The sequence below is a fragment of the Bradyrhizobium symbiodeficiens genome (genome assembly GCF_002266465.3).
Lineage (GTDB): Bacteria > Pseudomonadota > Alphaproteobacteria > Rhizobiales > Xanthobacteraceae > Bradyrhizobium > Bradyrhizobium symbiodeficiens.
The window spans coordinates 4,963,604-4,979,185 of sequence record NZ_CP029427.2; the positions used below are offsets into that span (position 1 = coordinate 4,963,604).

A 15,582-nucleotide genomic window follows, 5' to 3' on the forward strand; every position below is an offset into this window, starting at 1 on the left:
TCGCCGCCGTGCGCGTGATTCGGCCCCCGACGGCGCGCATATCGCTGCGCCGCCGCAGCGACGACCCCTTGAAAGCATTGAGCTTTTCCGAACGAAGATCAGGAATTTACAGCTCGTTAACTAGTTGCGAGCGAGAATCACCACTTCAAAGGCCGCAACGAACGCTCGGTTACGAAAGCGTTGATGGAGAACAGGCAATGGCTCTCAAGGTCGAGCTCAGACCGCACGAACGCATCATCGTCGGTAACTGCGTGATTACCAATACGGACCAGCGCGCTCGCCTCCTGATCGACGGCGACAACGTGCCGATCCTGCGCGAGCGCGACATCCTCACGCCGGAGACCGCGGATTCGCCTGCGAAGCTCGTCTATCTGGCGGTCCAGCTCATGTACATCTCGCCGGATCCGCAGAGCCAGCACGGCACCTATTTCAACCTGGTGCGCGATATCGTCACCGCGGTGCCGAGCGCCTGGCCGATCATCGAGGGCATCAACAACAACATCCTGAACGGCGACCTCTACCGGGCGCTGAAGGACGCCCGCAAGCTGATCGCCTATGAAGAGAAGCTGCGCAGCCAATTCGAGGCCACCCATCCCCTGACGGAAGCGGCCAAGGACGACGTGAGCTCCGCCGCCTGACGCGCGCATTCGCGCGCGCCCCGCGAAACGACAACGGCCCCGGATCGCCTCCGGGGCCGTTGTCGTCTCAGCCATGCACCCGGCTATTGCGCTGCGAGCGGCGGTGCCTCGACCTCGATCATTCCGTCGCCGCACCGCCGGCCGCCGAACTCCAGCACGGCTCCGACCAGCGCCTCGACGTCCGCCTCCTCGGTGCGGTGATTGACGATCGCGGCGCGGATCGCAAACCTGCCGCCCAGCGTCGTGCTCGAGGGCGCCGCCATTCCGGACTCCTGGATGTCGGCGACGATCTCGCGATTGACCGCATCATCGGCCCGGTAGCGGAAGCAGACGATGTTGAGGTTGACCGGCGCCAGCAATTCCAGCCGTGGTTCGGCCAGGACGCGGGCCTCCAGATATTTCGCCAGCGCGCAGCTTCGCGTGATCGTCGCACCGAGCCGGTCGATGCCGAATGTCTTCAGCGTGAACCATGTCTTCAGCGCACGAAAGCCGCGCGACAGATCGGGGCCGAGATCGCAGGGCCAGACCGCGCCCGCCGCGAGCCCCCTCGCCTCGCGGCGCAGATAGGCCGCGGGCTGCGCAAAGGCGTGCCGATGCTGCTCGCCGTCGCGCACAAGCAGGAAGCCGGCGTCGTAGGGCACCTGTCCCCATTTGTGGAAGTCGAGCGCAATGGAATCCGCGAGCTCGATGCCGCCGAGCAGCGGCGCGAGCTCAGGCGAGAAGATCGCGAGCGCGCCGAAAGCACCGTCGACGTGAAACCAGATGCCCTCCTCGCGGCACAGCTCCGCGATCGCCTCGAGGTCGTCGATCGCACCAATGTCCACCGTACCGGCGGACGCGACGACCAGGAACGGCTTGAAACCGACCTCGCGATCGACAGTGATCTGCGCACGCAGCGCGGCTACGTCGATGCGATGATCGGCATCGACGCCGATCTTGCGCAGCGCGTCGGTGCCCAGCCCGGCAATGTCCATCGCCCTGGAGACGCAGCCATGCGCGGCCTGCGACGTATAGGCCGTCAGCACCGCGCCGTCATTGCCGATGCCGTGCTGCCGCGCCAGCGTTCCGAGCGCAGCGTTGCGCGCCACCAGCACCGCCATCAGATTGGCCATCGACGTGCCCGTGACGAAGATGCCGCTCGCGCTGTCCGGAAACGCGAACAGGCGGCGCATCCAGTCGACGATCTGACGCTCGACCTCGATCGGCATGTGGTCGCGTCCGCCGAGATTGGCGTTGAGACCGGCAGCGAGCATCTCCGCGATCATGCCGACCGCGGTGCCGCCACCATGCACCCAGCCCATGAAGCCCGGATGGACGTTGCCGGTGGCATAGGGCGCGACATGCTCGACGAACTCGCGATAGACCTCGGCGAGCTCGCTCGCCTCGTGCGGCACGTCCGCCTTGAAGGCCGTGCGGGTCGCATCGGGAATCGGCTGCCAGACCGGGCGCGCCCGAACGTTGGCGATGCCGTCGATCGCATCGTCGAGCATGCGATGGGCGAGCGCGCGAAATTCGCTCCATTCCTGCGGATCGAGCGAGGTGCGGACAACGGAGCTCTGCGCGTTGCGGATGATCTCGTTCATGTTGCACTCCCCTCGCCTGCTCCTGCATGCCGCGACAGCATCGCCGAGAACGCTGCGAAGATCTTGCGCATCTGCGGCGGCTTGTACGGAAACACGTCCGGCGAATCCATGTTGTGCACGACGGCGGTGTTGTCGGCTTCGAAAACCAGCAGCTCGTTGCTCTGGTTCTCGGCGCAATCGACGATGAAATAATCGAGGCCGACGCGCCGGCTCATCTCGTCGAGCGCGTTTCCGTGGCGCGCCGCGAAGGCGCGATCGAAGTCGCGCATGAAGATCGCCTCTTCCGCACGCTTCTCCTCGCTGAAGGCCATGTAGGCGTTGAGATACCAGATGTCCCAGCGGTCGGCGATCGCCATGTGGCAGGCGTAGGGTTTGCCGTCGACCATCGCGAGACGATATTTGCGGTAGAGCCCGTCGGCGCTCGAATAGTCGACGAAGCGCGCGACGAAGAAATCCTGCTCGTCACGCTCGGCAAGATAGGCTGCGATCGCCGCGGCATCGTCGAGCTTCGCGAGTCCGACGCCGGCATGCGAGCCGCGCGGCCGCGCGATCATCGGAAAGCGCAATTCGCCCGCGATGTCCCGGCAGGCGATCTGCCCTCGTGAAAGATCGGACAATTGCGCGCGCGTTGCGTGAATCGTCGCGGGAATGTCGAGACCCGGCACGCCGGCCAGCAGCCGGTGCAGCTTGTCGCGATCGAGGTTGCCGATGCGATCGGGACGATTGAGCAGTGGCCGCGGCCAACGCGGCGCGACCCTCTCGATCGAAGCAAGCGCCTCGCGGCATTCCTCGGAATCGGATGCGACCACGATGGCGACGTCGTGCTCGGGCAAATCCTTTGGCAGACCGACGCCCTTGACCACGTAGAGCGTCAACAGCTCGATGTCGGAGCCTTCGAGCAGGAAATCGATAGGCGTGTTGCCGCCCATGTCGATGTCGGCTGCAAGCGCGAGCACGCGCAAGCCCGGCTTCGGAGCAGCGCTCGGCGTGCGAAACAATTGGTGGAAGGCCAGCACCTCCGACTGGATCGCAAGCCCCTGATCCTTGTCGCCGAGCAGCTGCGTGATCAACGACAGATCCAGCCCTTCGCCCGCCAGCGCCGTCCCCGCCGCGATCCGCGCCACCAGCTGGTCGCGCAACGGATGCAGGTCGCCACCTTCGAAGGCCTGGCGCGTCAACTGCGCGAAGCCGATGCGATCGGCATAGTTCGCCGCGGTCATGCGAAGCTGCGCGGAAACCGGATGCTGCATCTCACACCTCGAAAGCGGAGTTTACCGGCACGGCCGCGACCGTGCCACGGTCGAGCAGCAGCTCGATCTTTACCAGCACATGGGCGATGCGATCGAGAATGTCCTGCACGTTGCGTTGCGCCTGCGCGCTGTCGGGCGACCATGCCTCGGTCACGAGCCGTGCGCCGACGCAGAGGCGCAGCACGGCCTGCGGCGCCTCGTCCTGCCGCTCCAGCCGGACCGGCTGGCCGACCAGGCAGCGCTGCACGGCAACCTGCCGGTCCGCAGCGCTGCCGCCGATCGCCTCGTTCATGTCGCGCGCCAGCGCCCGATGCACGGCCCCGGTCTCGGCGATGGAGACCGGCTTGCCGTCGCGCAGCAGGATGAACGGAAAGATGGTGGCTTGTGCAAATTCCTCATCATCCGCGCCGGCGGTCCCGATCGCGGATCGGACGACGCGAAACGATGGCGACAGCGCGATCATGCTGTCGATGCCGGCCGCAAGCCCGGCGAGCACGTCGGCACGGAAAGCCCCGGGTACGGCGTAGTAGCGGCCGATCTCGGCCAGCGCCGCTTCCCAGCGCAGCCATTGACCGAAGTTCGGACGGCGTTCGAAGCGCGAACGCAGCGCCGTCCAGGCCACCGGCCAATCGCAACGGCCGGCATAATCGAAGATACCAGGCGCAATCCCCTCGGCCCGGTCGAGCGACCGCGAAAGGCCCTTCGGCACCAGCACCGCACCGCTGAAGGCAGGTCCACCGAAGAATTTCGAGCCTGACATCAGCACCATATAGCCGCGGTCGAGATAGGAGCGCAGCCGGCGGCGGCCGAGCCGGGCCTGGCAGGCGTCGACGACGATCTGGACCTTGCGCGGCCAGCGCCGCGCGATCTCGTCGAGACAGGCCTCGCTCGGTGCGCGCCAGCCTAGCTTCGATGCATCCATGATCTGGAGCAGCACGGGCGCGCCTTGCGCGATCGTGGCCTCGATCGCATCCAGCACCGCGGCATCGATGTCCGCGCGCATCGCAATCCCGGGCGCGGTCCCGAGCAGCGGCAACGTAACACTGGCGCCGGCAAGCCCTGCGACCGCACCGTCCTTGCGAACCGCAAGGCCGCTCGCTGTCATCGAGCTGAAATGGTGCCCGCGGGCGGTATGGATCGTACCGCTTCCGGTCTGGTCGGCGCCGACCACGATCGTCACCGGCGGCGCCCCGAGCAACACACGCGCCAGGAATAAGGCGTGGAGCTGGGAGTCCGTGCCGGAGGGCGAGAACACGATGTCGACGAGCGCAGAGAGCTGGAGATGACCGCGCAGCTCGTCCCGCATGTCCTCGCAGCGCGCGTCGAAGGCGATCTCGACCTCGTCGAACAGGCATTTGTGCATCAGCTCTTCGCGCGCCAGCGCGGCGCGGTCGTAAGCCGCTTGCGAGATCGTCGATGCGGTCGAGGAGGCGAAATTCCACATCTCCGGCTCCGGCGAAGCCGCACAGCCATAGCCGTTGACGCGATCCCTGGCGTCGAGCGCCAGCCGCGGATCGCCGCCGGAGACGAGCAGCGTGTCCAATGGTGTGAAGAGATCGCGCAGGCGATAACGCGAGCCGCCGTCGGGGACGGGCTCCTGACCAGACAGACGGGATGCGCCGGCGCTCATCCCGGAAGGCTCACGCCGCATCGGCCGCAGGCGCGGCTGCGAATTGCGATGCGATGTCGCCGTGGAACACCGACGGCCCGACGTGATCGAGCGAGCTCTGGATGTCGGCCCAGATCTCGCCGCCGATACCGGTCCAGCGCTTGCAGAAGGCGAAGTCCTCGGAAAGATAGGTGCCGGTTGCCGGGTCGATCATGCATTCGAACAGCGCGAACCGGTTCTGGCTCGCGGCAAGGGTGTCGTGCGAATGCTCGCGGAAGAACTGAAGGGCCGCATGGTCCGGATGGCGGCACATCGCCTCCAGCGCCTGGCGCCGGATCATCAGGAAGCCGGTGCCGGCATAGCGCACGCGGGTGAAGCCGTTGACCACGACGATGCGGTCGGGATCCTCGATCTCAAGCACGTAGTCGAGCGACGCGGCCGGCACATCGGCGCGGCCGGACTGGATCGCCCGCGCGGCCTTGTCCCAGTTGATCCGCTTGATCGGATAGCAGCCGGCGACGACGTCCGCCCCGCATTCGATCAGCCGGAACACCTGCTCCGGCTTGAAGCCGATATCGGCGTCGATGAACAGGAAATGCGTCGCCCTGGGATCGTCCAGAAACATCGCGACCAAATTGGCCCGCGCGCGGGTGATCAGCGCGTCGCCGTCGCGCAGCAGCACCTTGAGCTCGAGGTTGGACATTCCGTGCACGGCCCGCTGCAGCGCGAAGATCGAGCTCGCATAGATGCTCGACACCTGCCCGCCGAAGCACGGCGTTGCCACCACCAAATGCATCTTGTCCGACATCGACAGCTCCGCCCCGCTCCAATCCTCACCAAGAGGTAAAGAGGCATGGTTAACGGCGCCTTAACGCGTCCTTACAGGAACTTGACGAGCGAGAGCTGCGCGAGGTTCGAGGTCACCTGGTAGGACGCCTGGAGCGCGTTCTGGAGCGCCAGCAGCTGGCTCGCGACCTGGTCGGGCGAGGCCGATTCCGCCTGGTCGATGATGGTCTGGAGCTGCGCCTTGGCCTGGGTCTGGCGCGTGCTCGCATCCTTCATCGTATTCTGGGCCATCGCGATGTCGGTCTGGATGTCCTCGATGCGCTGCTGGCCGGGCTGCTGGGTCAGCGCCTGGGTGGTGCGCAGGCTCAGCGCGGCGACCTGCCCGCCCGAATACTGCCCGGTCGGCGAAGTCGAGAAGGTCCCGAACACCGCGGTCGCCTGCAACAGCTGGCGGATCGCGTCCTCGTTCGCCTGGGCGCCGTATTGGACCGAGACGGAATCGTCGACCCGCGCCATCGCAGTCGAACGCGGCGAGCCGGGCCCGTCATTGCCAAGGTACCATTTCACCGTGGTGGCCGAGCCGTTGACCAGCGTCGTCGCCGAGCTCGCGGGCGAGGAGCCGACGCGCAGCGGCGGCTGGGTGGCGGTCACGGGCGTCGCGCTGAAGCCGAGCGAACCGAGCGCCCCGGTATTCGAGCTCGTGATGTTCAAACTCGCCGCATCGTCTGTGTTGATCGTGATCGAGCCGCCGTGGACCGTCGAGGGCTTCGACGTCCCCGTGATCTGGTCGATCTTGCCGAGCAGATCCTGGATGCTGTCGGTGACGTTGAGCTGGTTGCCGGTCGCGCCCGACGCCACGAATGTCAGCGTGGTGCCGTTGACCGTGATGGTGTCGCCCGCAACGAAGCCCGGCGAGATCGAGTCCGAGGGGCTCGCGCCCGACAGCGCCGTTGCACCGCTGATCGGTGCGGGCGGCGCCGCCTGGTTGTTGACGGCCGTGCCGATCGCAGAGCTGGCGGTGTTGAAGAAATTGTCGCCGGCGACGATGGCGGATGCCGCGACCAGCGAGGTGTTTGCGAGTTTCGTGATCGCGGTGTTCAGCGCGGTGTTGAGGTTGTTGGCGGTGTTGGTCGGATTGACGGGGGTGCTGGCGTCGATGGCGAAGCTGCCGAGCGGCGTCGGCGTGGCCGTCGACGCGGTCAGGTCGATCTGCTCGATCGAGCCGTCCGGCAGCGTGAACTGCACGCTCAGCTTGTCGCCATTGTTCGGATTGACGCCGTTGAGATCGACCGAAAACGACACCGGCGAGCCACTCGGGCCGGTGATGGTCGCCCCCGTCAGGGTCGAGGACACCGCCTTGAGCTTGAGTCCGAACGGCGATCCGGCGGCGTCTTCCGACACCTGGACCGAGCTCGGCGTCGGCTGCGTCTGCACTAGGCGACCCATGCCGTTGGCGCCGAGATCGGCGGCCTGGCGCTCCGCCATCACGGTCTTGAACCCCGCCTGCGTCGTGGTGCCGTTGATGATGTCGCCGGCATTCGCAACCGACTGCGTGCCGATGGCCGTTCCGGAGAACAGATAACGGTTGCCGGTCTGCGTGTTGAGCACGCCGATCATCGAGCCGAACTGGGCGGCGGCGGTGTTCTGCGCGATGGTCTGGCCGTTGACGTTGAGATCCTGCGCGGTGTTGGCCGCACCCGTCTGCACCGTGCTGCGGATCTTGGTCAGCGACTGCAGCGCGGTGTTGGCGAGGTTGATGCTGACGTTGACGTTGGTGATCGTGTCGGTATAGGCGGCGATGTTGGAGAGCTGCGCGCGCCCGGCGATCGCAAAGCCCTCGTTGGTGCCCATCCCGGAATAGTTCTGCGACAGCTTGCCGGTCGAGAGCTGCGTCGACAGGTCCGTGAGCTGCTGATTGATATTGCGGATCTGCGAGCCGAGAATCGACGAAGAGTAGTTGATGCTGCTGATCGACATGTTTCAGAGCCCTGTTACTTGTTACACTTGAGCCTGGAGCAACGTATTCATCATGCTCTGCACCACCGACATGACGTGGGCGTTGGCGGCATAGGCATTCTGGAGCTGGATAAGGTTCGACATCTCCGAGTCCAGGTTGACGCTGGAGGTCGAGTTGAACTTGGCCTGCAGCGTCGAGACCACGACGCTCTGGCCCTGCTGGAGCTGGGTGGCCTGGGTCGCGGAATTGGCCTGGACGCTGAGGAATTGCTGCAGATAGTTCGAGACGCTGCCGGTGAAGGGTTGGCTCGGCGAGCCGAGGCCGCTCGATGGCGAATAGGAGAACACCGCCGAGGTGAGCTGCGAATAGAGATAGTCCGAACGCGCGGTGTCACCTGCGGGCGTCACCGGCGAGGTGTTGTACACCGACATCCGGGTCGGATCGGAGACCAGCTGCGTGTTCACGGCGATGCGTCCGGCCAGGCCCGTCATCTGCGAGCCCGAGGCGGTGATCGCGCCGGTGTAGAGCGCCTGTCCGCCGTCGGTGAACAGCGGCAGCTGCGGATTGCCCGAGGTCAGCGACGAGATCGTCTTGCTGGTCGAGGCCGAATTGACCTTGGCGAGGCCGCTGTTGTCGTCGGTGATCCGCAGCGTCGTGGCGGTCGCCGGCGACGGGGCGGCGGAGAATGTCAGGTGCGACGTGGAGAGCGCCGTGTTGAGGGCCGAGGCGATCGCGCCCATGCCGCCGGAGAAGTTCACGCCGATCTGCATCGGGTTGGCGTTGGTCGCATTCTGCAGCGGAAGCGCCGCCGGATCGGTGACGTTGACCAGCGTGACCTGGCGCTGGGTATTGGTTGCCGTGTCGGTGTAGGTGAACGTGGCGGTGTTGCCCGGCTGCGCACCGGCAAGGTCGATGTCGAATCCGGCCGGCGGACCCGTCACCGTGGTGCCGGCGGTCGTCTTGTCCGACAGCGCGCTCGACATCGTGGCGGCGAGCTGATCGATCTGCTCCTGCGCCTGCACCAGCGTCTGGTCGCGCAACTTCAGATCGGCCGCGATCTGGCCCGAGGAGACCACGCTGTTGGCGACGACGTCGACCTTCGAGCCGTTCGGCAGCACGATGTTGAACGCGCCGACGCCGGACTTGGCCGGATCGATGTTGTAGAGCGAGGTCGCCGACAGCGCGCCGGCCGAGGCAAAGGTGAATTGCGAGGCGAGCCCGGCGCCGACGAGCTGGATGCCCGTCGTGGTGTAGATGTTGGCCTGGTTCGAACCGTCGGTGGTGACGCGGACGTCGACATATTTCGACAGCGTGTTGATGGCCTGGTCGCGCTGGTCCATCAGCGTCGCGGCCGAGGGGTCGTTGGCCGACAGGCCCTGCAGCCTGGTGTTGATGTCGGCGACCTGCTGCATGGCGACGTTGGCCGCTTGCGCCGAATTGCCGAGATCCTGCTCGACGTTGGAGCGCAGCGACTGGATGCCCTTGGTGGTGACGTTGAGCTGGGTCGCCAGCGCCTGCGCCGCGCCGAGCGCAACGGTTTGCGCCGACGAGGCGCCCGAGCTGGTCGACAGCGCCTGCAGCGCCGTGGTGAACTTGTTCAGCGCGGTTTCGAGCGTGCCGCTGTTGCCGGGCGTGCCATAGACATTCTGAAGCTGCTTCAGGATGCTGGCCATCTGGTCGGCGTAGCCACTGCCGCCGGTCTCGGTGCGCAGCTGGTTCAATACATAGGTGTCGAGCTCCCGGCTGACGCCGGTCGTCATCGCCGTCGCGCCGAAATCGCCGGTGGTGACCTCGATCTGGTTCGGGGTCTGGACGACGTAACCCGGCGTCTGCGAATTCGCGACGTTCGAGGAGACGATCGAGAGCGCGGCCTGGTTGGCACGCAGACCGCTCATCGCACTGGCGAGGGCTGAACTCAAACCCATGTTGACTAGCCGCCTTTGGTTACGTTACGCGCCGATCAGCGCAACACGTTCAAGAGGTCCTGCACCATCGAATTCGCGGTCGTGATCACCTTGGTGTTGGCCGAGTAGGCCTGCTGGGTCACGATCAGCTTGGTGAATTCGTCGGCGATGTCGGTGTTCGAGCCTTCCAGCGACGAGCCGCTGATGGTGCCCGAAGCGCCATCGATGGCAGGTCCCGACTGTTCGGTTGCGGCATAGGCACCGCCATCGAGCGCCTTCAGATAGTTGGTGCCGTTGAAATGCGACAGCTGAACCTGAGCGAGATTGAGGTTCTGGCCGTTCGAGAAGGTGCCGACCACGATGCCGCTGTTGTTGACGGCGACCGAGCGGAGCTGACCGGCGGCATAGCCGTTCTGGGTGATCGTGTTGATGGTCACCGCGCCGCTGGTGCTGGCATATTGCGTCAGTCCGCCCGTGGAGATGTTGAAGGCGACCGAGCCGAGCGACTGACCGCTGACGCTGACATTGTTGATGGTGATGCCCGAGCCGCTCGGCGAGGTCAGCGAGCCGTCGGCGGCAAAGGTGAAGGTCTGGCCGGTATTGACCCAGCCGACGGTCGTGCCGGTCGCGTTCGGATCGGTCTGGTAGAACAGGTTCCAGCTATCGGAGTGGCCCGCGCCGAGCGAGGCGCTGTCGGTCTTGGCCCAGCGCAATTGCAGGTTCACCGGCGTGCCCGCGGCGTTGTAGGCAGTCACCGCACCGCCGCTGATCGATTCCTTGGTGAAGGTCGAGATGTCGTTGCCGACCACGCCGCCGGTGCCGGCGGTGCCGCCGCCGTCGCGGTTCTTGGTGATGGTCGAGGTGAAGCCGAGCGCGGCGAAGGCCGCACTGTTGGAGCTGGACACCGACAGATTGGAGACGGTGCCGGTGTTCAGCGTGATGACGCCGCCGCTGCTGACTGACGACCCCGAGGCGCCTGCGAGAGCGTCGATCTTGCCGAGCAGGGTCGTGATGTTGTCGGTGATGTTGATCTGGTTGGCACCCGAGGCACCCGAGGCCATGAAGGTCAGCGTCTGACCGTCGACCGTGATGGTATCGCCGGCGGCGAAGCCGGACGAGAGCACCTGGGCGCCGCCGGCCGTCGCGCTGCCGCTCAGCACCGTTGCACCCGAGATCGCAGGTGAGGACAGCACGTTGCCGCCGCGGGTCACGCTGCTGATGCCGAGCGCGGTGGCGGCCGTGCCGCTGCCGACAGCTACGTCGGTGCCGGTGCCGCTGGAGATCACGATGTTGCCGCTGGCGGAGAGCGAGGCCGTGACGCCGGCGCCGCCGGCGGTCTGGATTCCGTTCAGGATGTCCGCCACAGTCGCCGTCGTGCCCGCGCCGAGCCCGATCGTGGTGTTGTTGCCGACGGTCGAGACCGTCGTGCCGCCGTTGAACGTGATCGTGTTGCCGTTGATGGTCAGCGTCTGCCCGCTCAGCGCGGTGAGGATGCTGGAGGCGAGATGCGTGCCGACCGCGTTGTCGAGCGACGTGGTGGTCGAGGCCACCGCCGACGAATTGTTCTGCAGTGCGACCGTGCCCGAGGCCGTCGTCGATGAATAGGGCGAGCGGATGTTGCCGGTTGCAGCCGCGCCCGAGACCAGTGCGTTGGCATAGGGCGCCGGCGGGGTACCGACCGGCAACGGGTTGGCGGAGAAATCGGACGGGTTCAGCCCGCCGGCCGCCAGCAGCGTGCCGGTCGACGCGGTCGTTTTCGCCACCGTGTTCGGCTGGGTCGGCAGGTTCGCTGCGTACTGGATCGAGGTGGTCGCCTGCGCCGGAATGAAGTTGTTCTGGAATTGCAGGACGTTCGCCACGCTGCCGGTCGGATTGCCGGTCTTCGGGTCGACCGTGACGCCCATCAAATAGTAGCCGGCGCCGTTGACCAAATTGCCGTTGGCATTGAGCTGGAAGTCGCCGCGCCGCGTGTAATAGGTGACCCCGGTGAAGACAGGCACGTTGTCGACGACGCCGCTCGCCTTCTGGATCGAGAAGAAGCCGTCGCCGGTGATCGCCATGTTGGTGGCGACGGTGGAGCCCGAGATCGTGCCCTGTGTGGTGATGGTGGCCTTGGCGTTGGCCGTCACGCCGCCCGCGACCTGCTTGCTCGGAACCGAGGAGTCGGGGATGAGGTCGACGAAGCTGGTGCCGATGCCCTTGTAGCCGGTGGTGGATGAGTTCGCGATGTTGCCGGAAATGTTCTGCAGCGCGTAGGACTGCGCCTGCAGGCCACCCACCGAGGTGTTCATTGCATCGAAGATACCCATAACTTTGTCTCCAAATCCGATCTCGGCGGCCGGTCGACCAGGGCCGCAGTCGGAGGAGACAGTCGCAAAGGCTATGCCAATGCGGGTATTCTCGGAAAATCAATCACTTAATGGAAAAGCCCCGGTCCGATGACCGGGGCACAATTGCCGGGGCCGGCAACAATTGCCGGGATCCCATAGCGTTTTCGAGCGAAGTGGCCGCCGGTTCGCGTGAAGAAAACGCGTCAACCGAAGAACCTACGTCGCGGACGCCGCCGCCGGGCGGAACACCAGCCCGAAACCGTCGATGCAATAGCGCAATCCCGTCGGCTTCGGACCGTCGTCGAAGACGTGGCCGAGATGGCCTCCGCAACGCCGGCAATGCACCTCGGTGCGGAGCATGCCGTAGGCACGGTCCTCGGTCTTGCCGACATTGCCCTCGATCGGCTGGTAGAAGCTCGGCCAGCCGGTGCCGCTCTCGAATTTGGTCTCGGAGGCGAACAGCGGCAGGTCGCAGCCGGCGCAGGCGAAGGTGCCCTTGCGGTGCTCTTTCAGCAGCGGGCTGGAGCCCGGCCGCTCGGTGCCGTGGTTGCGCAGGATCTCATATTGCTGCGGCGTGAGCTGGGCGCGCCATTCGGCCTCGGTCTTCGTGATCTCGAACTTTTCCGCGGCTTTCTCGCCAGCCTCGGCAGGCGTCCCTCTCAGCCAGCGGAAGGCTCCAAGGCCGAACAGGCCGGCGGCAGTCGTCAACAGAATGCGGCGGTCAAACATCTCATTCTCCGTGCGCGGGCAATCCACGCCCTGAGATACGGGCTTTAACGACTGACGTTACATGATCAGGCGGAATTTCTATCAACTTATTGGGAGGCGGCGCCATCATGCGGCGCCGGTTCCGCGCGATGTTGTCCCCCTTGGGCTGCGGGCTTCGGGGGCGCGGCCGGTCGCGGCCTGACGCCGGCCAGTGGGCGGCGCGGACCGGTGCCGGCGGCCCGATTGGCTTCGGCGAGGCGCGCCTCGCGCTGGCGGTCCTTGACCTTGGCGCGTTCCCGGTAGCGGGCGAGCGAGCCGGCGGCGGCGGAGCTCGCCCTGCCCCAGATCCCGACCAATTGGCCCGCGACCCGCCCGGTGGCGCCGCCGGCCCAGACCAGTTCGAACGGCGAGAACAGCTTCCAGCGTTCGTCGCCCCACAGGATGCTGCGCGCGATCATCTGCCCGGCCATGGCCGAGGTGTTCATGCCCTGACGGCCGAACCCGCTCGCCACCCACAGGCCTTTGCGCAACTGGCCGATCTGCGGCATGCCGTGCACTGTCTGGCCGGTGGCGCCGCCGAACGTCTCGGTGACCTCGACATTGCCGAGGTCGGGAAAGATCGTGCGGATCCGGCGCCTGACGCTGCCCGCAAAGCGCTGCGGACGCGCGGCCCAGGTGGTCTCCGGGCTCTCCCACATCAGCCGGTCGCCGTCGACGATGCGGAAATGGTCGACACCGTCGGAATCCATCACCGATCCCTTGAAGGCGATGATCTCGTGCACGCGTTCGCCGAGCGGCGCGGTGATGCCGGCATAGCGCCAGACTGGCAGCAGCGTCTCCGACAGCCGCCGCAACGGCGCGCCGAGATGGATGTTGCCCGCGAGCACGATGTGGCTGGCACGCAGCCGTGCCGAGGGCGTGACGATGCGCTTGCGGATGCCGGAATGATCGATGCTGACGACCGGCGTGTCCTCGAAGATGCGGGCGCCGGCCCGCCGCGCCAGCGCGGCAAGGCCGTGCACGTATTTGCGGCCGTCGACCTGGAACGCCCTAGGATAATACACGCCGTGGAAATAGCGATCGGTCCTGAGCACCTCGCGGACGCGATCGACCTGCCAGCCCTCGACCTCGGTGTCGAAATCCTCGTTCAGCATCTGCAACCGGCTGATCAGGCGGTCGCCGGCATCGACGTTGGAGACCTCCAGCACGCCGTTATCAGGAGCGATCCCCGGCATGTTCGCTTCCGTGGCGTTGGCCCGGACGAGCTCGGCGCCCTCCTTCGACAGTGTCCACAATTCACGCGCGTCCTCGAAGCCGATGCGCTCGATCAGGTCGGTGAGCGGCAGCGCAAAGCCCGGCATCACTGTGCCGAGCTGGTTGCCGGAGGCGTTCCAGCCGATATGACGGCCCTCGAGCACCGCGACACTGGCCCCGAGCCGGGCCGCCTCCAGCGCGATGGAGAGCCCGGCAAGCCCGGCCCCGATGACGCAGATGTCCACGTCGAGATCGAACGACAGCCGGACACGGTCGCGAAGGCCGGCTTCTTCCTGGGACACGCTTGTGAAAGTCTCGCTCATGTCGTTTCTTAGAGCATGATCCGGAAAAGTGTGCAGCGGTTTTCCGAAAAGATCATGCTCGAAATAACAACCTTAAGCGCGATGACGATTCGTTCTAGTCTGATCGCGCTTAATGCCAACCGGGCGCCCGTCACCTTGTCCTCGACCGGCGCCTGTAGATTATTCTGGACGTGGAACGATTCGAGAATGCCATGCGCCGTTTGATGTTGCTGCGTCACGCCAAGACCGAGACCGACGCGCCGAGCGGCCGTGACCAGGATCGCCGCCTCGACGACCGCGGCCATAAGGATGCCGCCCGGATCGGCGATTGGATCGCCACCCATCCTCCCTTCCCCGATACCGTGCTGGTGTCGCACGCCGTGCGGGCCCGGCAGACCTGGGACACCGCCTGGGAGGCGATGAAGGACCGCGTCCCGACACCGCAGGTCGAGATCCTGCCGGAACTCTACGGCGCCGATCCCGCGCAGATCCTGGACTCCATTCGCACCGCAACCGCGCCGGCCGACCCGAAGCAATTGCTGCTGGTGGCCCATAATCCCGGCATGCACGAAGCGGCCCTGATGCTGATGGGCGGCGGCGATCCGGACGGCGCCAGGGCGCTCGCCGACAATCTGCCCACCGCGGGGCTTGCGATCTTCGACTTTGACGTCAAGGATTGGGCTGACGTGGCCTACCGCCGCGGCAGACTGGTGCTGTTCACCAGCCCCAAGCTGCTACGATAAGCTGCTACGATCGGGATGAGACGAGCGGGCGCCGTCTCGACCGGTTGATCCAGTTCGATCCGGGGGAATGAAGATTTGGAGGCGCAGATGTTCAAGTCCATCCTCGTGCCCATCGACCTCGCCGACACCGACCTCGCCAAGCCGGCGATCGCGACCGCGGCCACGCTGTCGCAGACCTGGAGCGGCACGGTGCGGCTACTCAACGTGCTGCCGATGACGCCGGTGATGCTGGCCGAATATGTGCCGGCCGATTTCGACGAACAGCAGCGCCAAACGTCGGAAGAAGCACTTGCCATCGTCGCGCGCGAATCCGGCATCGATCCGAGCCGCATCTCCAGCGTGGTCCGCCAGGGCGGCATCTACCACGAGATCCTGGAGGAAGCCGTGCACATGAAGGCCGATCTGATCGTGATGACCTCGCACCGGCCGGCGATGCGCACCTACTTCCTCGGCTCCAACGCCGGCCACGTGGTGCGCTACGCGAAGTGCTCGGTGCTGGTGGTGAGGCACTGAGTTCG

At 65.9% G+C, this 15,582-nt stretch carries 12 protein-coding genes; 3 read left to right on the plus strand and 9 right to left on the minus strand.

The window, feature by feature from the left end:
• Nucleotides 1-197 precede the first annotated feature (197 nt).
• On the plus strand, nt 198-638 hold the full coding sequence (gene flbT / locus CIT39_RS23435; protein ID WP_094972350.1) for a flagellar biosynthesis repressor FlbT: 441 nt from the start codon (nt 198-200) through the stop codon (nt 636-638).
• Nucleotides 639-721: 83 nt separating this feature from the next.
• Here flbT and CIT39_RS23440 read toward each other — a convergent pair whose 3' ends face one another.
• The 9 genes from CIT39_RS23440 to CIT39_RS23480 all read right to left on the minus strand — a co-directional run bounded on the left by CIT39_RS23440 (nt 722) and on the right by CIT39_RS23480 (nt 14,342).
• The gene (locus CIT39_RS23440; protein ID WP_094972351.1) at nt 722-2,221 is read right to left on the minus strand and encodes a pyridoxal phosphate-dependent decarboxylase family protein; all 1,500 of its coding nucleotides are present in this window, start codon (nt 2,219-2,221) and stop codon (nt 722-724) included.
• A complete protein-coding gene (locus CIT39_RS23445) occupies nt 2,218-3,471 on the minus strand; it encodes an ATP-grasp domain-containing protein (RefSeq protein ID WP_094972352.1) in 1,254 nt (417 codons plus the stop codon). The genes CIT39_RS23440 and CIT39_RS23445 overlap by 4 nt, the downstream gene beginning before the upstream one ends.
• A 1-nt stretch (nt 3,472) precedes the next feature.
• Nucleotides 3,473-5,122, minus strand: a complete 1,650-nt coding sequence (locus tag CIT39_RS23450) for a hypothetical protein (protein ID WP_162308636.1) — start codon at nt 5,120-5,122, stop codon at nt 3,473-3,475.
• A complete protein-coding gene (locus tag CIT39_RS23455; RefSeq protein ID WP_094972354.1) occupies nt 5,112-5,888 on the minus strand; it encodes a hypothetical protein in 777 nt (258 codons plus the stop codon). The genes CIT39_RS23450 and CIT39_RS23455 overlap by 11 nt, the downstream gene beginning before the upstream one ends.
• 71 nt (nt 5,889-5,959) lie before the next feature.
• A complete protein-coding gene (locus CIT39_RS23460; protein ID WP_094972355.1) occupies nt 5,960-7,843 on the minus strand; it encodes a flagellar protein in 1,884 nt (627 codons plus the stop codon).
• Nucleotides 7,844-7,864: 21 nt separating this feature from the next.
• A complete protein-coding gene (gene flgK / locus CIT39_RS23465; RefSeq protein WP_094972356.1) occupies nt 7,865-9,748 on the minus strand; it encodes a flagellar hook-associated protein FlgK in 1,884 nt (627 codons plus the stop codon).
• A gap of 35 nt (nt 9,749-9,783) precedes the next feature.
• Nucleotides 9,784-12,036, minus strand: a complete 2,253-nt coding sequence (locus CIT39_RS23470) for a flagellar hook-basal body complex protein (protein WP_094972357.1) — start codon at nt 12,034-12,036, stop codon at nt 9,784-9,786.
• A gap of 237 nt (nt 12,037-12,273) precedes the next feature.
• Entirely contained in the window at nt 12,274-12,786 is a 513-nt protein-coding gene (gene msrB / locus CIT39_RS23475; protein WP_162308637.1) for a peptide-methionine (R)-S-oxide reductase MsrB, read from the minus strand.
• 86 nt (nt 12,787-12,872) lie between these two features.
• Nucleotides 12,873-14,342: an NAD(P)/FAD-dependent oxidoreductase gene (locus CIT39_RS23480; RefSeq protein WP_094972359.1), complete on the minus strand. Its 1,470-nt coding sequence runs from the start codon at nt 14,340-14,342 to the stop codon at nt 12,873-12,875.
• A gap of 191 nt (nt 14,343-14,533) precedes the next feature.
• Here CIT39_RS23480 and CIT39_RS23485 point away from each other — a divergent pair, with 191 nt between their 5' ends.
• Complete coding sequence (locus CIT39_RS23485; RefSeq protein ID WP_162308638.1) at nt 14,534-15,064, plus strand: SixA phosphatase family protein; 531 nt, start codon at nt 14,534-14,536, stop codon at nt 15,062-15,064.
• An 87-nt stretch (nt 15,065-15,151) separates the two neighbouring features.
• Nucleotides 15,152-15,577, plus strand: coding sequence for a universal stress protein (locus CIT39_RS23490; RefSeq protein ID WP_094972537.1), 426 nt, complete (start codon nt 15,152-15,154; stop codon nt 15,575-15,577).
• Nucleotides 15,578-15,582: the final 5 nt, after the last annotated feature.